The organism is Acinetobacter sp. ANC 4218 (assembly GCF_002135245.1).
Lineage (GTDB): Bacteria > Pseudomonadota > Gammaproteobacteria > Pseudomonadales > Moraxellaceae > Acinetobacter.
On the sequence record NZ_NEGD01000011.1, the window covers coordinates 1 to 21,428 of the forward strand.

The 21,428-nt window shown below is 44.6% G+C and carries 19 protein-coding genes; 12 read left to right on the forward strand and 7 right to left on the reverse strand.

What is annotated here, in order from left to right; all coding sequences use genetic code 11:
• Positions 1 to 1,016: 1,016 nt before the first annotated feature.
• From B9T38_RS11520 to B9T38_RS11545, 6 genes are all read right to left on the reverse strand, one after another.
• Entirely contained in the window at positions 1,017 to 1,724 is a 708-nt protein-coding gene (locus tag B9T38_RS11520; RefSeq protein ID WP_086196933.1) for an ABC transporter ATP-binding protein, read from the reverse strand.
• Entirely contained in the window at positions 1,717 to 2,940 is a 1,224-nt protein-coding gene (locus B9T38_RS11525; protein ID WP_086196934.1) for an ABC transporter permease, read from the reverse strand. The genes B9T38_RS11520 and B9T38_RS11525 overlap by 8 nt, the downstream gene beginning before the upstream one ends.
• A complete protein-coding gene (locus tag B9T38_RS11530) occupies positions 2,937 to 4,163 on the reverse strand; it encodes an efflux RND transporter periplasmic adaptor subunit (RefSeq protein ID WP_086196935.1) in 1,227 nt (408 codons plus the stop codon). The genes B9T38_RS11525 and B9T38_RS11530 overlap by 4 nt, the downstream gene beginning before the upstream one ends.
• 616 nt (positions 4,164 to 4,779) lie before the next feature.
• Positions 4,780 to 6,048 (reverse strand): DcaP family trimeric outer membrane transporter, encoded by a 1,269-nt coding sequence (locus B9T38_RS11535; protein WP_086197076.1) that lies wholly within the window; start codon positions 6,046 to 6,048, stop codon positions 4,780 to 4,782.
• A 168-nt stretch (positions 6,049 to 6,216) separates the two neighbouring features.
• On the reverse strand, positions 6,217 to 7,590 hold the full coding sequence (locus B9T38_RS11540) for an aromatic acid/H+ symport family MFS transporter (protein ID WP_086196936.1): 1,374 nt from the start codon (positions 7,588 to 7,590) through the stop codon (positions 6,217 to 6,219).
• 258 nt (positions 7,591 to 7,848) lie between these two features.
• A complete protein-coding gene (locus B9T38_RS11545; protein WP_086196937.1) occupies positions 7,849 to 8,760 on the reverse strand; it encodes a LysR family transcriptional regulator in 912 nt (303 codons plus the stop codon).
• A 115-nt stretch (positions 8,761 to 8,875) separates the two neighbouring features.
• Between B9T38_RS11545 and B9T38_RS11550 the strand changes: the two genes are divergently transcribed.
• The 12 genes from B9T38_RS11550 to pcaD all read left to right on the forward strand — a co-directional run bounded on the left by B9T38_RS11550 (position 8,876) and on the right by pcaD (position 20,092).
• Positions 8,876 to 9,985 carry a muconate/chloromuconate family cycloisomerase gene (locus B9T38_RS11550; RefSeq protein ID WP_086196938.1) on the forward strand — a complete coding sequence of 370 codons (1,110 nt, stop codon included), beginning with the start codon at positions 8,876 to 8,878 and terminating at the stop codon, positions 9,983 to 9,985.
• Positions 9,986 to 9,998: 13 nt separating this feature from the next.
• Positions 9,999 to 10,289, forward strand: a complete 291-nt coding sequence (gene catC / locus B9T38_RS11555) for a muconolactone Delta-isomerase (protein ID WP_086196939.1) — start codon at positions 9,999 to 10,001, stop codon at positions 10,287 to 10,289.
• Between the two features lie 149 nt (positions 10,290 to 10,438).
• On the forward strand, positions 10,439 to 11,359 hold the full coding sequence (gene catA / locus B9T38_RS11560; protein WP_086196940.1) for a catechol 1,2-dioxygenase: 921 nt from the start codon (positions 10,439 to 10,441) through the stop codon (positions 11,357 to 11,359).
• 94 nt (positions 11,360 to 11,453) lie between these two features.
• Positions 11,454 to 12,836, forward strand: coding sequence for a benzoate 1,2-dioxygenase large subunit (gene benA / locus B9T38_RS11565; RefSeq protein WP_086196941.1), 1,383 nt, complete (start codon positions 11,454 to 11,456; stop codon positions 12,834 to 12,836).
• Positions 12,833 to 13,324, forward strand: a complete 492-nt coding sequence (gene benB, locus B9T38_RS11570; protein WP_086196942.1) for a benzoate 1,2-dioxygenase small subunit — start codon at positions 12,833 to 12,835, stop codon at positions 13,322 to 13,324. The genes benA and benB overlap by 4 nt, the downstream gene beginning before the upstream one ends.
• Positions 13,325 to 13,411: 87 nt before the next feature.
• Complete coding sequence (gene benC / locus B9T38_RS11575; protein ID WP_086196943.1) at positions 13,412 to 14,428, forward strand: benzoate 1,2-dioxygenase electron transfer component BenC; 1,017 nt, start codon at positions 13,412 to 13,414, stop codon at positions 14,426 to 14,428.
• A gap of 13 nt (positions 14,429 to 14,441) precedes the next feature.
• A complete protein-coding gene (benD, locus tag B9T38_RS11580) occupies positions 14,442 to 15,227 on the forward strand; it encodes a benzoate diol dehydrogenase BenD (protein WP_086196944.1) in 786 nt (261 codons plus the stop codon).
• A 56-nt stretch (positions 15,228 to 15,283) separates the two neighbouring features.
• Positions 15,284 to 16,513 (forward strand): benzoate/H(+) symporter BenE, encoded by a 1,230-nt coding sequence (gene benE, locus B9T38_RS11585; RefSeq protein WP_086196945.1) that lies wholly within the window; start codon positions 15,284 to 15,286, stop codon positions 16,511 to 16,513.
• Positions 16,514 to 16,533: 20 nt separating this feature from the next.
• Positions 16,534 to 17,205 (forward strand): 3-oxoacid CoA-transferase subunit A, encoded by a 672-nt coding sequence (locus B9T38_RS11590; protein WP_086196946.1) that lies wholly within the window; start codon positions 16,534 to 16,536, stop codon positions 17,203 to 17,205.
• Between the two features lie 19 nt (positions 17,206 to 17,224).
• Entirely contained in the window at positions 17,225 to 17,878 is a 654-nt protein-coding gene (locus tag B9T38_RS11595; protein ID WP_086196947.1) for a 3-oxoacid CoA-transferase subunit B, read from the forward strand.
• Positions 17,879 to 18,016: 138 nt separating this feature from the next.
• Positions 18,017 to 19,219, forward strand: a complete 1,203-nt coding sequence (gene pcaF / locus B9T38_RS11600) for a 3-oxoadipyl-CoA thiolase (RefSeq protein ID WP_086196948.1) — start codon at positions 18,017 to 18,019, stop codon at positions 19,217 to 19,219.
• A gap of 93 nt (positions 19,220 to 19,312) precedes the next feature.
• Positions 19,313 to 20,092 (forward strand): 3-oxoadipate enol-lactonase, encoded by a 780-nt coding sequence (pcaD, locus tag B9T38_RS11605; protein WP_086196949.1) that lies wholly within the window; start codon positions 19,313 to 19,315, stop codon positions 20,090 to 20,092.
• A gap of 71 nt (positions 20,093 to 20,163) precedes the next feature.
• On the opposite strand, the gene B9T38_RS11610 is transcribed toward pcaD, so the two are convergent.
• Positions 20,164 to 21,051 carry an EamA family transporter gene (locus B9T38_RS11610; RefSeq protein WP_086196950.1) on the reverse strand — a complete coding sequence of 296 codons (888 nt, stop codon included), beginning with the start codon at positions 21,049 to 21,051 and terminating at the stop codon, positions 20,164 to 20,166.
• Between the last annotated feature and the right edge of the window lie 377 nt (positions 21,052 to 21,428).

Here is a 21,428-nt window from a genome sequence, read left to right on the forward strand (position 1 = left end):
TCGAACGTCTTGCAGAACTGCAAGACGTTGAATTTCTTTGTCAGACATAGTGATCAGCATCTATATTTTATATCCAGTCCATGGTGATAAAAACCATCATAAACTAGACATTTTTATTGGTGAGAATATAGACATTTTGAATGGGTTCTAACAAGACTAATTCGTATAATGTATATTATGTTAAATAAGATATCCAAGATTGCGCCCTACATAACTCAGCCGTTGGCGCAACTTCACTGGAGAGATTCACCAACATATTAATCTCTCCAGTGAAGTATCTTAATGAACATAATATACGTTATGCCGAAATCCGTGAGCCAAATTTATCCTGTAGAGATAACTGCCATAACAAAGTAAGAAATGCTAAACATAAAAATAGAAATAAATAGAAATTTATGACTACAAAGCACATCAAGAATTGCTTCTCTCATTGATCTCTCCAGACAGAAATAAAAAAGAATAAAAAATATGACAAACAGCCTCACAACTTTTATATCTATAATATTTTTTAAATCAGCCCTATTTTGATTCAAATTTAGTCAATCGTAACCTGCATGTTATAAATGGGGGTGGAAAAATCAGTCAGGAGACTAGATTCAGGGCTATGGAATTGCTTATTTAGGGTACTTTCCCCCCGTGTTTTTACGGGTTTTGATTGTTTTTTGATCATATTTATTAGACATGAAGATCACCCCAAGCAACGAGTTAAATGGAATGAAATAAGACCTTTGAACATGATTGAATGACAACGAGGACATTCAGCAAGGTCGATCTGGTGAATTGCATTAATTTTCATTTAGCCATCCCCCAACCTGAAACATAGAAAATGACAGTGAAAAAAGCGTAAGAAACAAGACAAATGCAAATAGAAATAAAGATTAACTCAATGATCCTATACATCAGCAATCACCCATTTCTTCTTTTAATTCAGCGTTTGTTTTCTTATAGAGATCTGCATATAGCTGTTCAGTGGGTGGCTAAGATCAAGATTAGAATTTTAAGATAAAGGAGCTGGTTTAATGATTTGCTGAATCACTTTGAATACGACCATCCACCAGATTGATGGTGCGATCACAGGTCGCGGACAGACGTGGGTCGTGCGTTACCAGCAGTACAGCACAATCACGTTCGCGATGCACTTTACGGAACAGTTCAAACATTTCTGCAGCCGTCTGGGTATCCAGATTCCCTGTAGGTTCATCAGCTAATAATAGCGCTGGTTCCGTAATCAGTGCCCGGGCAATCGCCACCCGCTGTTGCTGCCCTCCCGAAAGTTCATTCGGTTTACGATCCGCAAACTGTTCAAGACCGACTGCTGCAAGCAGTTCACGCGCTCGCTCCAGTGCCTGTTTGTCCGGCTTGCCATGTGTCAGCATTAACGGCATAAGTACATTGTTTAAGGCAGTAAAAGCCTGAATAAGATGATGAAACTGAAACACGAAACCGATACTGTTGCCGCGTAGCGCAGTACGTCCGGCATCATCCATGCGACTGGTTGGCTGACCCAGCAAATACAGCTCACCGCTGCTAGGTTTATCCAGCAAACCTAAAATATTCAATAAGGTACTTTTACCGGAACCGGATGGACCAATCAGCGCAGCAAAATCATTGCGGGCGATACGCAAATCGATTCCATGTAATACTTCAACTTCATTGGGCTGCCCGATATTATAAGATTTATGCAGCGCTTCTAGGCGCAGTACTTCCTGAGACTGATCAGACATGACGAATCGCCTCCACAGGGTCCAATGCTGCTGCCCGGCGCGATGGTATCGCAGCAGCCAGTACGCCAGTCAGCGTAGCCAGTAACAAGGCCAGTATTACCAGATTGATCGAAAGAGGAATGTAAAACAGACCCGGGCCAAAGGTGTTGAATATCCACACCAGACCATAACTGACCGCACTGCCTAAAACTGAACCCAGCAGGCCAAATATTGCGCCCTGAAACAGGAAAATTCGTAAAATTTGCAATTGGGTCGCGCCAGTCGCGCGTAAAATACCGATTTCCCGGGTACGCTGCACCACGCTGACCGACATAACGCTGGCAATTCCAAATGCCACGGAAATTGCCACAAAGATAATAATCATATTGGTTGACAGGCTCTGAGCGGTAATTGCATTCATCAGCTGAGCATTGGTTTTAATCCAGCTTTCGGCTTTTAATGAGGTCAAGCGTCCTATCTGTGCAGCAATATTGTCTGCCTCAAAAATATCTGAAATAGTCAGGTCAATCACTGTAACTCCACCAGGTAAACTGAGTAAGGACTGTGCCTGTTTCAAGTCCAGATACACATAGCGCGCATCCAGTTCGCGTACCCCAAGTTCAAAGATCCCGGCCACATTGACCAATGCACTGTTCTCCCGCCCCGTATCCAGCCGTAACTTGCTTCCCACCTGCACACCCAGATCTTTGGCGAGCTGACTGCCAATCATTACATCGTCTGCACCGATGCGCAACTGACCACTCAGCAGATATTCTTTCAGCGGGATGATCTGTTGATAACGTTCAAGATTAATACCCACCAAGGCAACTGATTGAATGGCATCCCCCCGTTGCACAAAGGCCGGCCCGGATACCACCGGAGATACGGCGGTCAGTACCGGCAACTGATCCAGGGTTTCGGTAATCTGCTGCCAATTGTTGATTGAACGCAGTCGCTGTGCACGCTTGTCTTCCTGCAATAATTGCACCGTCCCTGCAGCAGGCGGCACAATTTGGTTCACCTCATCCGGTGAAAGCAAACGGATATGCGCCTGAGTACCTAAAGTACGTTCGACAATATTCGACTGCAATCCTTGAATTAAAGCACTGATAAAAATGATGACAGCCACACCCACTGCAACACCCACAGTAATCATGATGGATTGTGCACGGCCTTCACGCAAAAAACTGATTGCGATTGTCCATTCTGTCCAGAGCCGCCCGAAAAAGTTTTTCAATCGAATTTCACCGGTAATTCATTTTTACTACCTGTATCATCAGCCTGATGATTCCAGGGTGTTTTTTGCTGTTTTAAGCGTACCCTCGCACCCTCTGTTAAGGAGGATTCGGCATTGGCCAGCACCTGATCACCATCACTCAAACCTGAAACCACTTCTGACATGGCCAGGCCACGTAAACCTAAGCTGACTTGCTGATGTTTTATTTTTCCATCATGTACCAATAGCACACTGGCCTTATCGCCTTTGATACTGCTTAAAGCATCATTCGGAATAGCCAATGCCCGTTCTCGTCTGTTGGTCTCGACATTCACCGACACCGTCATATCCTGACGCAGAAAATCAGGCACCGGATCGACGGCTAAGCGAACCTCTACCGTACCACGCTGCGGGTCAATGCTTGGGGCTATAAAATTGATCCGGGCCGGAAAAGCTTGATCCGGATAGGCATCGGAAATGACCGTTGCCTTTTGCTGTAAAGCAAGTTGCGGTAAATTTCGCTCATCTAAAGGCACCCGAATTTCTGTATTGCCCTTCAATGCGATGCTAAATAAAGTCTGACCTGGTTGGATCAGATCACCCGGTTCCACATCCAGAGTGAGTACCGTACCCGTGACTGTAGAGCGAATTTTAGTTTTGGCCAGTTGAGCCTGGGCTGCAGCAAGTTGCTCACGAAGCTTGGCTTCCTCGACTTGACCTGGTGCCAATGCTGCTGTTTTTAGACGTACTGTTTCAAAATTATTGCGGGCGACTCTTTCCGCTTCCACAGCCTGTTCTATTTCTTCTGCTGAGAGTATGCCAGCTTCTAGATTACGTCTACGTGCTGCTTCCCGACTGGCCTGTTCCAGCTGGGCTTTGGCAGTGGCCAGTTCTGCTACTGCCTGTGGACGCCGGCTGGTTGCGAGTTCGGTCAGAGCCACTTCGGCTTGTCGTACCTGTGCAAGCAGTTCATCCGATTTTAGGACGAGCAGTAAATCCCCCGGCACCACCTGATCACCTTCCTGCACAAACCGCTCAAGAACGACACCGGTAATTTCGCTGCCCACCTGAGCACGTGATACGGTCGCTACACGGCCAGTCGCTACCACATTTTGCACCAGAGGCCTGTATGTCAGGGTATATCCAGGTAACACAGGTCCCTGCCACCATCGAAATAGAGCATAGCTTGCTGCAAGTATGAGCAGCAGGATGATAATCACAAATTTATAGCGAACAACGCGCAATGAATCTCTCCAGTTCAGCTTAAGAGCTTGGTACATCTAACAGCAAGTACTGTTGCTCTGTAGAATTGTATGCTTCAACTTGTTATTGACAATAAGATTTTTTGAAAAGCCTCATGAAATTAAACCATTACACTCTGGTGGTGATCGGCCGGTTGTGAATTGGCTAGGATTCAAATAAGCCGTATAAAGATAAACGAAAAATAACCCCGCTTACACCTATTTCCGTATTTTTACTACTTTAAAATTCATAAGCCAGTTTAACTTAAACGGAAGGGTCGCCAAAATTCCAGATATCTCTATTGATCTTTTGATAGACCTTATCGTGGCTATGCACTAATTTTCACTGTGCGAAATTCAGTAATAGAAAATGAGGATCTGTTGATAATTCGTCTATATTTGCGAGTGCAAGTATTTTTTAGAGGATGTGAGGCAAGAAATACTAAATTTAGTCATTCTAAACGAGTGGTTCACAATGAGGTAATAGCAAAAAAAGATCTAGTCCCTAGCTGTGCTTTGTTCTGGCTCAGGTTTCGGCTCTCAAATGATCACAATATACATATAAAAATAGACCCCTTACTATGTAGTACATAATAAGAGGTCTTTATTTAGGGGACTATTAGAAATTATAGATTGCAACTGCATTTAAGCGGTTGTCTTCACCTGTCTTGCTAGCAAAAGTTTCACGTTCACCATAGACATATTCAAGACCAAAACTCAAAGGCTTGGTTGGGCTATAAAAAACATTTGCCCAGGCTTGCCAGAGGTCTTTATTGGCTGTAGCTGCACTTCCAGGAGCATCCAGATAATTTTGATCTTTATCAAAAGTCATATAGCCGTAGCCCAAAGTGCCATGTAATTTGTCACTAAATTTTTGGGTAACACCTAGCATAATAGAATCAAATTCGTTTTGTACAAGACTACCATCTGCTTCTACAACAACACCTTTATTGGCAAATGATACGAAGCTGCTATCGCCTTTAACATGGTAATAATCGGCTTTTAAGGTGATACCAGGTACAACATCATACTTTGCACCTACCCCTACCCCCCATGCCATTTCTTCTTCAGAATTGATACGCTTTTCATGGCCCATGGCACGTACGCTAACATTCAAGTTATCTGCAAATTGATGATTTAAACGTGCGGTTAACGCCGGTAAACGCTGAGTGATCACCTTATCAGTAACCAATTTATCTTTCGGATCTTCAGCAGCTAACACCAAATTGGTTTGTGGATTAAATTTTGCGGTATAACGCACTTGTGGTGTACGTTTCACAGCACCACCAACGTATGCATTTGCATCAATGGTTTCTGGCATATAATCCGGTACTGCAAAGTTTGACCAGGTTTGACCCAACAACCAGTTACCATAATTTACATAGGCATGACGGATACGCAGATTATCGAAGTTGGCTCCACCCAAAAAGTCGACTTCAATTTTACCCTTGACCTCTTGCTCAGCAGCCTGAGTTTTAAAATCAAGGCCTAAACGCGTTGCAGATAAAGTCGAGCTTAAACGGTCGCTATTTCCGGCAGTACCTTCCAGTGCCACGTTATTGATCTGGTTATATGGCCAATCGATAGGACCGCCATCAACCTTATAAGAGGCATCTAAACGCACGTTACCATATAAATTAAACTCGGCACCTTTGGCAGTTTTTAATACAGGGTTCGCTGGCACAGTTGCTGCAGTACGTTGTACGTTAGCAATTGCTGTTGCAGTTTGTGCATTCTGTACTTTTTGCTGCTCCACCAAACTGCGTAAAGCCTGAACTTCCTGTCTGAGCTGTTCAATTTCATTTTGCTGCTGGGTTTGTGCTTGCGCTGCAACACTCATACCCCCCATGCTTAATGCAATCATGCTCATCATGAGCGTACGCTGCATATTTGGTCGAACCGTTGTTACTTGTAAATCAGTTGTTTGGGTTAATGTTTTCGCGTTCATCCTAAACTCGCTTGTTATTGTGCCGTCAAATTCTAGCAACAGATCACCATCGCTTACGATGGCGATCTATATCATTGATGACAGTAGATTAATGGAAAGGTAAAGAAATTATTGGGTTGATTCTTGTGCAACTAGATTGCTGTTTGCACTAGACTCTGTAAGAGCCTTAGCATCTACAGAAGCTTTTAAATTCACCATTAAGATTGCTAACGCCGCAATTACACCTGGAATCGCAATAGCAAAGAAGTTCATTTGGTGGGGTAAGTTCATGGTTAATAACGCACCTGTTAATACTGGTCCAACAATTGCACCAATACGACCAATGCCTGATGCCCAGCCCATTCCGGTAGAACGTACAGTTGATGGGTAGTACTGTGCGACGAAGGTGTATAACAAGATTTGTGAACCAATGGTTGCTGCACCTGCTACTGAAATTAAGGTATACAACACGATTTGTGGGCTGTTGAAACCAAGTAAAATTAACGCTGCTGCACCGCATATAAACATAATTACGAGTACTTTTTTGATATGGAAGCGGTCAGCCAATGCACCACCACCAATCGCGCCAATCATGCCGCCAATATTCAAGGCAAACAGGAAGATCATACTTGCGCCAAGTGAGTAACCTGCTTGGATCATCAATTTTGGCAACCAGCTGCCTAATGCATACACCATCAATAAGCACATGAAGAATGCAATCCAGAACATGAAAGTACTGAAACTACGACCTTGCTGGAATAATGCTTTGAGTGGAGCTTCATCGCCTTTTTTCACCTCATTCAGGACAAATTCAGTTTGAGCTGTAATCTGCTGTTCTGGTGACAATTTTTGGATAATGACGTGGGCCTTTTCTGTTTCTTTTTTAACAGTCAGGTACATCAGCGATTCTGGCAGGAATTTCCAGATAACCGGCAAAAGTAATAATGGAGTACCGGCAAGAAGGAACATGATTTTCCAGCCAAACTGTGGAACCAACCATGCGCCCAATAATGCAGATGACATTCCACCAATCGCATAACCACTAAACATCAGGGCAACCAGCGTGCTACGGATACGTTTTGGTGCATATTCGGTCATGAGGGCAACCACGTTTGGCATTACGCCACCAATTCCCAAACCGGCTAAGAAGCGAAGAATACCGAACTCAGTAGGGTTGCTGGCAAAAGAACCTAAAAAGGTAAAACCACTGAAAAGTGCAACACAGATCATGATGGTTTTTTTACGGCCAATCTTGTCAGAGAGAGTACCAAAGCTCATGGCACCGAACATCATGCCAAATAATGCAGTACTGGCCAGCAAACCTGCCTGTACGGTACTGAGTGCCCATTCCTGCATCAGGAGTGGTAAAGCTACCCCATAAATTACCAGGTCATAACCGTCAAAGATAATGATCAACAGACACCAAAGCAACACACCCCAGTGAAATGGCGTAAATTTTGCCTCATCGATCAGCGTATTAATATTCACTTTATTTGTAGACATCTCCACCTCCTAATTGTGAAGTTCAGTTTCTGGTGCTCACAATGCAGAAGATGCGAAAAAATGTCCAAAACTGAATAGGCATGTTTCTATACCTATAAAGTCTGGTTTAGGTCAAAATCCTGTATTTACTATGCTTTAGATATATTAAAGACCATGAGACCCATCACCTTTCTATATAAAAAAATTTTATTGAGTCTCATTATTTGGAGAAATTTTCTATATTTAAGGTTTTTAGGGTTGTTTTTTTACTGTGCCTGATCAGAACACGGCACGATCATATTGCACCGCTTCCAGGTCATAAACCTGATATACCGCATCAAACAGGAAATGGATGTATTCACTTTCATCCATATTACGAATGGCCATAAAGACTGGACTCACCGCAAAACTGTCTAATATCGGTATAAAGTTTAAATGCGCCAATTTAATGTTTTTGGCACTTTCCGGCACCAGGCAAATTCCCTCTCCTGCTGCAACAAAACCGAGTGCAAGCTGCAGTTCACGTACTTCACGAACATTTTTGGGTTCCAGTCCATACTCGGAAAATATACCACGGACCTGACTGGCAAAATTGGCCTTGCCAGTATTGGGATACAAGAATAACTGGTGATCTACCAGTTCCGACAGGTTCACACCAGAACGCTGTCCTAAAGGATGGCTGGCATGCACTGCCGCCACAAGAGGCTCTTCACGAAGTAGTACACGTTTAATCGCAGGGTCAGAAATTCTTAAACGGCCAAAGCCGACATCAATCTTTCCTTCTTTAAGCGCCTGAATCTGCTCATAGGTATTCATTTCCATCATTTCAATCTTGAGATAAGGATGCTGCTGTTTAAAAAGAAACATGATGCGCGATAGCAAACCGAACAATAAAGAACCGACAAAACCAATGGTAATGGTCCGATCGGTAATCCCGATACGTTTCGTCATCGATTTTATTTCTTCAGCATTAGACAAAAGTTTAACCGCATGCTGATAAAAAAATTGTCCTGCTTCCGTAGTCTTAAGTGGGCGACTACCCCGCTCAAACAGCTGAATATCTAGCTCTTGCTCTAAATTTTGGATCTGTCGGCTTAAAGGAGGTTGAGCAATAAAGAGTTTTTCAGCCGCTTTGGTAAAACTTTGCTCTTCAACCACTGCAACGAAGTAACGTAGATGTCTAAGTTCCATAGTCAAAAATACCTTTAAAGTATAAAAAAATGCAAAATTGATCTTCGACCAATTAAAACTATTCCTTTAAGGTATATCACAAGACAGGCATAAAGCAAGATCGAGAATTTTAAAGATGTATAAGTCTATAGAAACGTTGCTGGTGGAAATTCCAACCATCCGTCCCCACAAGATGGCTGTCGCGACCATGCAAACCCAGACACTGGTGTTGGTTAAAATTACCACAGAAGATGGTTATGTAGGCTGGGGCGAAGCAACCACTATTGGTGGATTAGGCTATGGTGAAGAAAGCCCGGAAAGTGTCAAAGTTAATATTGATACTTATTTCGCACCGCTTTTAAAAACATTATCCGGTTTAAATGTTGCACAAACATTACAGGTAATCAAAAAAAATATTAATGGCAACCGTTTTGCCAAATGTGCCATTCAGACTGCCCTGCTGGATATTAAGGCGCAACGTCTTAACCTACCACTCAGTGAAGTTTTAGGTGGACGTTTACGAAACAGTATTCCGGTACTTTGGGTATTGGCTTCAGGTAATACCGAGAAAGATATTGCTGAAGCGCAGAAAATGATTGAGGCAAAACGCCACAATGTGTTCAAACTGAAAATTGGTTCACGCCCGGTTGAAGAAGATGTTGAACATGTACTGGCTATCAAGAAAGCCTTGGGCAAAGACATTTCGATTCGTGTCGATGTAAACCGTGCCTGGTCTGAGCTTGAAGCGATCAAGGGTATTCAGTTGTTACAAGATGGTGGTGTTGATCTGATTGAACAGCCATGTGCAATTGACAATCTGGATGCAATGCGACGCCTGACTCGCCGTTTTGATGTGGCCATCATGGCGGATGAATCCTTGATGGGTCCTCACTCAGCTTATCAAATTGCACGTAACAATGGTGCATCAGTTTTTGCAGTAAAAGTGGCCCAATCAGGCGGTTTGGTTGAAGGCTGTGAGGTTGGAAAAGTCGCTAAACTGGCAGGTATCGACCTGTACGGCGGCACCATGCTGGAAGGCCCGGTGGGTACGATTGCCTCTGCTCATGTCTTCTCTACCTTTGAAAATCTGGCGTATGGAACCGAACTGTTTGGTCCATTGCTGCTTACCGAAAATATTTTGAAAACCCCGCTCAACTATCAGAACTTTGAACTTGAGATTCCGAACGGTCCAGGTCTGGGTATTGAGCTGGATGAAAACAAGATTGACAACTTGCGTCGTCAGTAATCAGGAGAAACCCATGCTTTTCCAAGTACGAATGGATGTAAATATTCCACGTGATATGCCCGTTGAACAGGCGAATGAAATTAAAGCCGTTGAAAAGGCTTATTCACAGGAATTGCAGCGTCAAGGCAAATGGCGTCATATCTGGCGCATTACTGGCCAATACTCAAACATCAGTATTTTTGATGTTGAGAGCAATGAAGAACTGCATAACATTTTACAGGGTCTTCCGCTCTACCCTTACATGAACATTGAAGTGATGGCATTAAACCGTCACCCCTCATCTGTTCGTGAAGATGACACCTGATTTAACCCTGAAAACTGGAATAAGCCTTTGTTCCAGTTTCACAAAAAAACATATTTAACATACCAAGTAGCAAACAAGGAAAGTGGCAGCAATCTATCTCTTTAAGCAGAGATATTCGCCACCAAAGCACCCATCCAAGGAGTAATAAAATGGATCGTCAAACCATTGAAAATGTAGTTAAAGCTTGTAACGTAGACACTTCTGAAGGTCCAGTAGATGCCCGTTTACAACAAGTTGTTGTTCGTCTGGTTACAGACTTTTACCAAGCCATTGAAGATCTTGACCTAAGCCAGTCTGAAGTTTGGAAAGGTGTAGAAGCGCTGATCGACATGGCAAAAGCTGATGAATTTGCACTGTTAGGTTCAGCAATCGGCCTGGAACACTTCCTGGACTTGCGTGCTGATGAAGCTGATGCAAAAGCAGGTTTAACCGGTGGTACACCACGTACAATCGAAGGCCCTCTATATGTTGCTGGTGCACCTGAATCAACAGGTTTCGCTCGCATGGACGATGGTACTGAAGAAGGTAAAATCCCGACACTTATCATCGAAGGTAAAGTAACTGACACTGATGGTGAAGTTCTTTCTGGTGCTAAAGTAGAAATGTGGCATGCCAACAGCAACGGTAACTACTCTTACTTCGACAAATCTCAGTCGCACTTCAACCTTCGTCGTACCATCCTGAGTGATGAAAACGGTAACTACACTGCGCAAACCACTATGCCTGTAGGTTACGGTTTGAACCCTGAAGGTCCGTTACAGCACATGTTGAACAAGCTTTCTCGTCACGGTCAGCGTCCTGCGCACGTGCACTACTTTATCTCTGCACCAGGTCACCGCAAGTTGACAACTCAGTTCAACATCGAAGGCGACAAATACCTTTGGGATGACTTCGCATTCGGTACTCGTGAAGGTCTGGTAGCAAGTGCGGTTGACGTTACTGACGAAGCTGAAATTGCGCGTCGCGGCTTGAAAGGTCCTTTCAAACACATCCAGTTCGACGTTGTACTTCAAAAAGACAAAGAAGGTGCTCCTTCTACTGAAGTTGAACGTCGTCGCGCAAGCGCTTAATTAGCAAATAAGGAACTGCAGCGCTTCATTCCCAAAGAAGGGCAATGAAGCGCTGTGGTGACTTCCCTAAAATTTGGAAAGTCGGAGAACGGACATGCCACGTATTCCTGTAATCAATACCAGCCATCTAGATCGTATCGATGAATTACTTGTTGAAAATTATGAAACAGGTGAATTCAAACTCCATCGTTCAGTATTTACTGATGAAGCCTTATTTGACTTAGAGATGAAATATATCTTTGAAGGCAATTGGGTTTACTTGGCACATGAAAGCCAAATTCCGAATATCAACGATTACTACACCACGAACATTGGCCGTCAGCCAATCATCATTGCGCGTAACCGTAACGGTGAATTAAACGCAATGATCAACGCCTGTTCACACCGTGGTGCAGAGCTTTGCCGTTACAAACGCGGTAACAAAGCAACTTATACCTGCCCTTTCCACGGCTGGACATTTAACAACTCTGGTAAGTTGTTAAAAGTTAAAGACCCAAGCGATGCGGGTTATTCTGACTGCTTCAACAAAGAAGGTTCACACGACCTGAAAAAAGTTGCACGTTTTGAAAACTACAAAGGCTTCCTGTTCGGTAGCTTGAACCCGGACGTTCCTTCTCTTGAAGAATACCTTGGTGAAGCAACCAAAATCATCGACATGATCGTAGGTCAGTCTGAAGAAGGTCTTGAAGTTCTGCGTGGTGCATCTACCTATACCTACGAAGGCAACTGGAAACTGACTGCTGAAAACGGCGCTGATGGTTACCACGTGTCTGCAGTTCACTGGAACTACGCTGCGACAACTCAGCAACGCAAAGAAAAACAAGGCGGCGACAACATCCGTGCGATGAGTGCTGGTTCTTGGGGTAAACAAGGCGGTGGTTCTTACGGTTTCGAAAATGGCCACATGTTGCTTTGGACGCAATGGGCTAACCCAGAAGACCGTCCAAACTTCCCGAAAAAAGACGAATACACCGAGAAATACGGTGCAGCCATGGCGAAATGGATGATCGAGCGTTCTCGTAACCTGTGTATCTATCCAAACGTTTACTTCATGGATCAGTTCGGTTCACAAATCCGTGTACTGCGCCCGATCTCTGTCGATAAGACTGAAGTAACTATCTACTGTATCGCGCCTAAAGGTGAAGCACCTGAAGCACGTGCACGTCGTATCCGTCAATACGAAGACTTCTTTAACGCGTCTGGTATGGCAACTCCGGATGACCTGGAAGAATTCCGCGCATGTCAAGCAGGCTACCAAGGTATCGCGCTTGAATGGAATGATATGAGCCGCGGTTCTAAACACTGGATCCAAGGTCCGGATGATGCTGCCAATGAAATCGGTTTAAAACCAAAACTTTCTGGCATTAAAACTGAAGACGAAGGTCTATACCTGGCTCAACACGAGTTCTGGTTGAAACTGATGAAAAAAGCAATTGCTGCTGAAAAAGAGATTGCTGCTGCAGGAGAACAAGCATGAGCGCGATTACTTTAGAAAATATTGCTCAATTCCTTTACCGCGAAGCGCGCTTCCTGGACGACGAGCAATGGGATAACTGGTTAGAGTGCTACGCTCCGAATGCACAGTTCTGGATGCCAGCCTGGGACGACAATGACACCTTGACCGAAGATCCTCAGTCTGAAATCTCCCTGATTTTCTATCCGGACCGTCAAGGTTTGGAAGACCGTGTATTCCGTATCAAGACTGAACGTTCTTCAGCGACCATGCCGGATACCCGTACCAGCCACAACATCAGCAACATTGAAATTGTGGAACAAAACGGTGACCAGGTGACTGTACGTTTTAACTGGAATACTTTGAGTTTCCGTTACAAGAAAAACTACAGCTACTTCGGTATGTCGCGTTATGTGATCGATTTCTCTGGCGAACAGCCAAAAATCCTGAACAAGTACGTGGTACTGAAAAACGACTATATCAACCAAGTTATTGATGTTTACCACATCTAAGCTGATTAGATTAAAAAACCGGCCTTGGCCCAATGGAATGTTGGCCCGGGCCACCTGATGTTTTAACTCATTTGTAGGATACTTGCCATGTCAAACCATAATGTTGCACTTCAATTTGAAGATGGCGTAACGCGTTTTATTACTGTTGTTGACGGTGAAACTCTTTCTGACGCAGCATATCGCCAAAAGATCAATATTCCGCTAGATTGCCGTGATGGTGCATGTGGTACGTGTCGTGCATTTTGTGAATCAGGCACTTATGATATGCCGGAAGAAACTTATATCGAAGATGCGTTAACACCTGAAGAAGCGGCTGAAGGCTATGTACTGGCTTGCCAATGCCACCCGACTTCTGATGCTGTATTCCAGATTCAGGCAACTTCTGATGTTTGTAAAACTCAAATTCATACTTATCAAGGTACTCTAACTTCTGTTGAGAACCTCTCTGAATCAACGATTACTTTTGAAATCGAACTTGACGCTGCTGAGCCAGAAATTAATTTCCTGGCAGGCCAATATGTCAATGTCGGTATTCCTGGTACATCTGAAACCCGCTCTTACTCTTTCAGCTCTAAACCGGGTGACCGTAAAACCGGTTTCGTTGTTCGTAATGTCCCGAATGGCAAAATGAGCAGCTTCCTGAGCCAAACGGCTAAAGTGGGCGACAAGATGAACTTTACCGGTCCTTTCGGTAGCTTCTACTTACGTAATGTTGCACGCCCTGTCGTGATGCTGGCAGGCGGTACAGGTATTGCACCATTCTTGTCCATGTTATCCGTTCTGGAAGAAAAAGGTTCAGAACAGCCTGTACGTCTGGTATTTGGTGTAACCAACGACTTTGACCTGGTTGCATTAGAGCGCCTTAACGAACTTCAGGCGAAATTACCATGGTTCGAATACCGTACCGTTGTGGCAAACCCGGAATCTGCACATGAGCGTAAAGGTTATGTCACAGGCCATATCGATAATGAATGGCTAAATGGTGGTGACGTAGACATCTACTTATGTGGTCCAGTCCTTATGGTCGAAGCGGTTCGTGGCTGGTTAGAAGCTGAAGGTGTTAAACCAGCAAACTTCCTGTTCGAAAAATTCTCTGCAAACTAAGTTGGAGAATCAAATGAATTGCGCAAAAAGATTTGAAAACAAAGTTGTGATCGTGACAGGTGCCGCTCAAGGCATCGGTCGCGGTGTAGCGCTACAAGTGGCCAGCGAAGGTGCTCAAGTTGTTCTAGCAGATATATCTGATTACGTCGACGAGACATTAGCGGAAATTGAAGCACAAGAAGGTGATGCAATTATCGTCAAGGCTAACCTGGAAACCTTTGCAGGTGCAGAATCTGTGGTTGCCCAAGCAATTGAGACCTATGGCCGTGTTGATATGCTCATCAACAACGTTGGTGGTGCCATCTGGATGAAACCCTTTGAAGAATTTTCTGAAGAAGAAATTATCAAGGAAGTGAATCGTTCACTGTTCCCAACCATGTGGTGCTGCCGTGCGGTATTGCCTGAAATGATCAAGAATCAGCAAGGTACTATTGTCAACGTATCTTCAATTGCAACACGTGGTATTAACCGTGTGCCTTATTCAGCTTCAAAAGGTGGTGTGAATGGTTTAACCGCTTCCCTCGCCTTTGAACATGCCAAAGATGGTATTCGTGTCAATGCAGTTGCGACAGGTGGAACAGAAGCCCCACCACGTAAAGTACCGCGTAATGCCAATCCACTGACTGAATCTGAAAAAGAATGGATGCAGCAAGTGGTTGATCAAACCATTGACCGTACCTTCCTGGGACGCTATGGCACGATTCAGGAACAAGTCAATGCCATCACTTTCCTGGCATCTGACGAATCGTCTTATATGACAGGAACGGTAGTTCCCGTTGGTGGTGGTGATCAGGGCTAACCCTGATCATAGGCGTGGTACAGGATCATTGATTTATCAGCATGGAGGCAGTAGCAATGACGACCCTGTTTAAAAGCTTAAAAGATGACTGGTCTGTGTCAGCAACGGTTGCAGGATTTCTAGCCGTGCTGATTTCCTATTCCGGGCCATTAATCATCTTTTTTCAGGCGGCACAAAAAGCCAATGTTGACCCCAGCATGATGATTTCATGGATCTGGGGCATCTCCATTGGTGCAGCAGTTGCTGGGATTTTTTTATCAATCAAGTACAAAGTCCCGGTTATCACCGCCTGGTCAGCGCCCGGCACGGCACTGCTGGTTACACTATTCCCCAATATTTCATTAAATGAAGCGGTCGCTGCCTATATCACGGCCGCTTTGGTGATTCTTTTTATTGGTTTGACAGGCTATTTCGACAAGCTGCTGAAGTGGATTCCCCAATCCATTGCAGCGGGCATGATGGCCGGGATTTTATTTCAATTTGGCTTGGGACTGTTCACCGCTACAAACAGCATGCCCCTGATCGTGTTTGGCATGCTACTGGTTTTTCTAGTATCCAAGCGCGTAAGTCCACGTTACAGCATGGTGTGGGTACTGCTTGCAGGAGTTTTACTCAGTTTAATCCTCGGCAAAATGAATCCAGTCACTGTCGATTTCAGTCTTGCCATTCCGCAGTGGATTAACCCTGAATGGTCAATTAATGGCATGCTGAATCTGGCGATTCCACTAATCTTGGTCAGTCTTAGCGGGCAGTTTTTGCCTGGTATGGCGATTATGAAACTCAGTGGTTATGACACACCTGCAAAACCGATTATAACTACCACCAGTATTGCATCGCTTGCTGTGGCTTGCGTGGGTGGCATCACCATTGTTTTGGCATCCATTACCGCTGCCTTGTGTATGGGTAAGGATGCACATGAACTTAAAGATAAGCGCTATATCGCAGGAATCGCCAATGGTGTGTTTTACATTTTAGGCGGTTTATTTGCCGGCAGTATTGTCATGCTGTTCAGCCTGCTGCCGAAAGAACTGGTGGCAGCGCTTGCAGGCCTTGCCCTATTGGGTGCCATTGCCACCAATGTTTCAGTGGCCATGAAAGATGAAAGCGAACGTGATGCAGCCTTAATCACTTTTTTAGCTACGGCATCCGGTATGCATTTCCTCGGATTGAGTTCGGTGTTTTGGGGCATTTGTATCGGTCTCGTCGCCCATCTTTTATTAAGCAAACCCAAAACAGGTCCGACAGTGTCAAACACTGTTTCCCTCTCCCAAACTGAAACTAAATAATTTTAGCGTTAGGAACGATTATGATCGATAAAAGCGTGGCTTCATTAACGGAAGTCCTCTCTCAAATTAAAGATGGTTCGACCATCATGATTGGCGGTTTTGGTACAGCGGGTCAGCCGGCAGAGCTGATTGATGGCCTGATTGAGCTTGGCATCAAGGATCTGGTTATTGTGAATAACAACGCTGGTAATGGCGATTACGGCCTGGCCAAACTTTTAAAGACGGGTGCTGTGCGCAAGATCATCTGTTCTTTCCCGCGACAGTCTGACTCTTGGGTGTTTGACGAACTTTACCGTGCCGGCAAAATCGAACTGGAACTGGTTCCTCAAGGTAACCTGGCTTGCCGTATTCAGGCTGCTGGTATGGGCTTAGGTCCAATCTACACGCCTACAGGTTTCGGAACATTGCTGGCTGAAGGTAAACCGACCCTGAACTATGAAGGCAAAGACTTCGTTTTAGAAAACCCGATCAAGGCGGATTTCGCCTTAATCAAGGCGCATAAAGGCGACCGTTGGGGCAACCTGGTGTACCGTAAATCTGCGCGTAACTTCGGTCCGATTATGGCGATGGCAGCAGACGTGACCATTGCCCAGGTGTCTGAAGTGGTTGAACTGGGTGCACTGGATCCTGAACACATCATTACCCCGGGAATTTTTGTTCAACACGTTGTTCAAGTTAAACCTGCACAATAATTGGTATCGGAGAGAAACGATGAGCTATAGCAAACTGACCCGTGACCAGATCGCTGAACGTGTGGCACAAGACATTCCTGATGGCGCCTATGTCAACCTCGGCATTGGCTTACCAACCAAGATTTCCAGCTACCTGCCTTCAGACAAAGACGTGTTTTTACATTCTGAAAATGGCCTGTTGGCTTTCGGCCCTCCTCCTGCTGAAGAAGACCGTGATCCTGAGCTGATTAATGCCGGTAAAGAATTCGTGACCTTACTTGAAGGTGGTGCCTTCTTCCACCACGGTGATTCCTTCGCGATGATGCGTGGCGGTCATTTAGACATTGCGGTACTGGGTGCTTTCCAGGTCGCTGAAAATGGTGACCTGGCCAACTGGCATACCGGTGCACCAGATGCGATTCCTGCAGTGGGCGGTGCAATGGACTTGGCCGTTGGTGCGAAAAAAGTCTTTATTACCACCGATCACGTGACTAAAAAAGGCGAGCCAAAAATCGTCGCTGAGTTGGCTTATCCAGCAACGGGCCTGAAATGTGTCGATCGTATCTATACTGATCTCTGCGTGATTGATGTCACCCCTGAAGGCATGAAAGTGATTGAGAAAGTTGAAGGTCTGTCATTTGAAGAATTGCAGTCAATGACCGGTGCCAAACTGATTGATGCGACTCAGGGTTAATCGTCTTTAAACATAATTTTAAATCCCCCTAAATCCCCTTTTTCAAAGGGGGACTTCCACCTCGTAATTTTAGGTAGGAATCTCCTCCCTTTTTTAAAGGGAGGTTGGGAGGGATTAAAAGATTTGGAAAAATAAAACATGAAAAATGCATATATCGTAGATGCCATCCGTACCCCATTTGGCCGTTATGCCGGTGGCCTTGCTCCTGTCCGTACCGATGACTTGGGTGCACTTCCAATCAAAGCCTTAATGGAACGCAATCCATCAGTCAATTGGGAACAGGTTGATGACGTGATTTATGGCTGTGCCAACCAGGCCGGTGAAGATAACCGTAACGTGGGGCGTATGTCTGCACTTTTAGCCGGTTTACCATATCAAGTACCAGCAACGACGATTAACCGTCTTTGCGGTTCATCACTGGATGCCATTGCCATGGCTGCGCGTACCATTAAAGCCGGTGAAGCTGAACTGATTATTGCTGGCGGTGTCGAGTCAATGAGTCGTGCGCCATTTGTCATGGGTAAATCTGAATCTGCCTATGGTCGTAGTCAAAAAATTGAAGACACCACCATGGGCTGGCGTTTCATTAACCCGAAACTCAAAGAAATGTACGGCGTAGAAACCATGCCGCAAACCGCTGAAAACCTTGCGGAACAGTTCAATATTAACCGTACCGATCAGGATCAGTTTGCTTTAACCAGCCAGCAACGTACAGCGGCAGCCCAAGCACGTGGTTTCTTCGATAAAGAAATTATTCCTGTGGTGATTCCGCAGCGTAAAGGCGATCCAGTTGTAGTTGATAAAGACGAACATCCACGTGCAACAACACCAGAAGCTTTGGCAAAACTCAAGCCAGTAGTGAAAGCAGATGGTACCGTAACTGCAGGCAATGCTTCTGGGATCAATGATGGTGCGGCTGCCCTATTAATTGCATCTGACGAAGCAGTTGCTAAACACGGTTTAAAACCGCGTGCCAAAATTATCGGTTCGACAGTAGTCGGCGTTGAGCCACGTATTATGGGCTTTGGTCCTGCACCGGCCATCAAGAAATTATTGGCACAAACAGGTTTGACTATTGAACAGATGGACGTGATTGAACTGAATGAGGCTTTTGCAGCACAAGCTTTGGCATGTACCCGTGACTTGGGCATTGAAGATGGTTCAGAGAAAGTCAATCCAAACGGTGGTGCGATTGCTTTGGGTCATCCACTCGGTGCATCTGGCGCACGTCTTGTGACGACTGCACTCAACCAGCTTGAACAGACTGGCGGTAAATACGCTCTTTGCTCAATGTGTATTGGTGTCGGTCAAGGCATCGCTTTGATTATTGAACGTGTCTAACAGACTATTAAAAATATAAACCTCCTCCCTGAATGTAGATTCAAAGTACTGCTTTGAATCAAATGCAAGAAAGGGAGGTCGGGAGGGATTTTAATGCCAACTTTTACATCTAACGATGCCCAGATCAATTACCAGACTTTTGGTGATGCAGCCAACCCAGCCTTGATTTTTTCTAATTCACTCGGCACCAATTATGGGATGTGGCAAAAACAATTTAATCACTTCAAACAGGATTATTTTGTGATTTGCTATGACACCCGTGGTCATGGGGCTTCATCTGCGCCACAAGGTCCTTATAGCCTTGATCAACTGGGTCAAGATGTTATCAACCTGCTTGATCATTTAAAAATTGAAAAAGCTGCATTCTGCGGTATTTCAATGGGTGGTTTAACCGGTCAATGGCTCGCTATTCATTATCCACAACGCTTTAGCCACGTGATTGTCTGCAACACCGCAGCCAAAATTGGTCAGGAACAGGCCTGGAATGAGCGTGCCGCATTGGTACGTGAACAAGGCCTACAACCAATCGCTTCTACCGCAGCATCACGCTGGTTTACCGAACCCTTTATCCAAAGCAACCCAACAGTAGTTGAAAATCTTCAAAACGACTTGGAAGCTGGCAGCAGCGAAGGTTATGCAAGCTGTTGTGAAGCTTTGGCTAAAGCGGATTTACGTGAACAGCTGAAAGATATTCCTGTGCCGGTACTGGTAATAGCAGGTCAGCAAGATCCGGTAACTACAGTGGCTGATGGTCAGTTCATGCAAGAACGTATTGCCCATAGTCAGCTGTTTGAAATCAATGCCTCGCATATTTCCAATGTAGAGCAACCTGAAGCCTTTAATCAGGCGGTGCAAAAATTTATTGCAGCTTAAAAAAGCACAGAGCAAGAGTAAAAAAGCCACTTTTCGAAGTGGCTTTTTATCTTTTCCATCTTTTTCTCGCATCAGGCCCAGATCACTAAAATTGCCGCAATTACTACCAGCACCAATCCCCAATGCTCCGCACGGGCCAGTTTTTCTTTAAAGAAATAAGCGGAAATCAGCATACTAAACAGAATCTCGATTTGGCCTAAGGTTTTGACCACCGGTACACTCATCATGCTCATGGCAGTAAACCAGCCGAGCGATGCCATAAAACTGCACACACTCACCTTAAAGGTGAGGCCCAAACGTTGCCACATGGCGATTAAAGTACGGCGACTAAACAGCCCCAGATAAAGCAGCATACTGATACACTGGAAACTGATCACCAGCAATAGTACCCATGCTGCACGGTGTAAATTTGGTAAGTTGGTGAGTTCCAGACTGGCTTCCCGTACCAGTAATGAAGTAATCGCAAAACTTAAACCGCTTCCGATACCAATTGCCAGTGTTTTGGCTGAGAACCCGGTCATCTGCTGGCCTTTACTCAGCAAAAATACCGCATAACCACCCAGTGCCACCCCAATCCAGGCCAGAAAGGACAAATGGTCAGCCAAGAAAGTTACGCCAATAATCGCTGCCAGTATCGCTTCACTTTTAGCCAGCCCTACCCCAATCGCGTAATTTTTTTGCTTAAACAGCTGTACCATCAATGCAGTGGCTAAAATCTGGCTGGAAGCTGCAATCACAATGTAGACCCAGAACTTTGGCGTGAAGTGGACGATACTTTCAACCGGCTTGAAATAATACAGACTACTGAGGTAAAGAGCAGCAAATGGCAATCCAAAAATAAACCGAGCCAGCGTGACTCCCCAGACATCGACCGTGGTACTCAGCTGTTTTTGAAAGGCATTACGCCAGGCCTGCATAAATGCTGCCATTAAAGTGAAGAAAATCCAGCTCACTGCCATATGCCTAACGCCATTACAACAAAAGTGAACTAATTCTATGCTCTAGTCGAAGGCATGACTAATTAAAAATGGGATGGGCTTTGATAGCGCAAAGTTTGGATTGATACCCTGAACCATAAAAAAATATTAAGCACTGGCTATTTTCAGTTTCGAAAATTTAATCTTAAACAGCTTATCATTCTTATAGTTAATATTAATAATTTCATATGCTTAATTACTTTTAACAGCCTTTATATGCTACTAAAACTTTATTTGCAGCAAGTTTTACACTTTCAATTCGAGGGCTTCATTTAGACTTGAAACATGAGCTGAAACTATAAGTATGCATCTGTATTTAATGGATAAAAGTTGCTTATGATGACCTGAAATCAACCCAA

Excerpts from the sequence above, each read along its gene's own strand:
- benE (WP_086196945.1), top strand. The coding sequence starts at position 15,284 with ATGACGACCCTGTTTAAAAGCTTAAAAGATGACTGGTCTGTGTCAGCA.
- B9T38_RS11520 (WP_086196933.1), bottom strand. The coding sequence starts at position 1,724 with ATGTCTGATCAGTCTCAGGAAGTACTGCGCCTAGAAGCGCTGCATAAA.
- benC (WP_086196943.1), top strand. The coding sequence starts at position 13,412 with ATGTCAAACCATAATGTTGCACTTCAATTTGAAGATGGCGTAACGCGT.
- B9T38_RS11550 (WP_086196938.1), top strand. The coding sequence starts at position 8,876 with ATGTATAAGTCTATAGAAACGTTGCTGGTGGAAATTCCAACCATCCGT.
- B9T38_RS11590 (WP_086196946.1), top strand. The coding sequence starts at position 16,534 with ATGATCGATAAAAGCGTGGCTTCATTAACGGAAGTCCTCTCTCAAATT.
- pcaF (WP_086196948.1), top strand. The coding sequence starts at position 18,017 with ATGAAAAATGCATATATCGTAGATGCCATCCGTACCCCATTTGGCCGT.
- benA (WP_086196941.1), top strand. The coding sequence starts at position 11,454 with ATGCCACGTATTCCTGTAATCAATACCAGCCATCTAGATCGTATCGAT.
- B9T38_RS11545 (WP_086196937.1), bottom strand. The coding sequence starts at position 8,760 with ATGGAACTTAGACATCTACGTTACTTCGTTGCAGTGGTTGAAGAGCAA.
- catC (WP_086196939.1), top strand. The coding sequence starts at position 9,999 with ATGCTTTTCCAAGTACGAATGGATGTAAATATTCCACGTGATATGCCC.
- B9T38_RS11595 (WP_086196947.1), top strand. The coding sequence starts at position 17,225 with ATGAGCTATAGCAAACTGACCCGTGACCAGATCGCTGAACGTGTGGCA.
- pcaD (WP_086196949.1), top strand. The coding sequence starts at position 19,313 with ATGCCAACTTTTACATCTAACGATGCCCAGATCAATTACCAGACTTTT.
- B9T38_RS11535 (WP_086197076.1), bottom strand. The coding sequence starts at position 6,048 with ATGCAGCGTACGCTCATGATGAGCATGATTGCATTAAGCATGGGGGGT.
- benD (WP_086196944.1), top strand. The coding sequence starts at position 14,442 with ATGAATTGCGCAAAAAGATTTGAAAACAAAGTTGTGATCGTGACAGGT.
- catA (WP_086196940.1), top strand. The coding sequence starts at position 10,439 with ATGGATCGTCAAACCATTGAAAATGTAGTTAAAGCTTGTAACGTAGAC.
- B9T38_RS11540 (WP_086196936.1), bottom strand. The coding sequence starts at position 7,590 with ATGTCTACAAATAAAGTGAATATTAATACGCTGATCGATGAGGCAAAA.
- B9T38_RS11610 (WP_086196950.1), bottom strand. The coding sequence starts at position 21,051 with ATGGCAGTGAGCTGGATTTTCTTCACTTTAATGGCAGCATTTATGCAG.
- benB (WP_086196942.1), top strand. The coding sequence starts at position 12,833 with ATGAGCGCGATTACTTTAGAAAATATTGCTCAATTCCTTTACCGCGAA.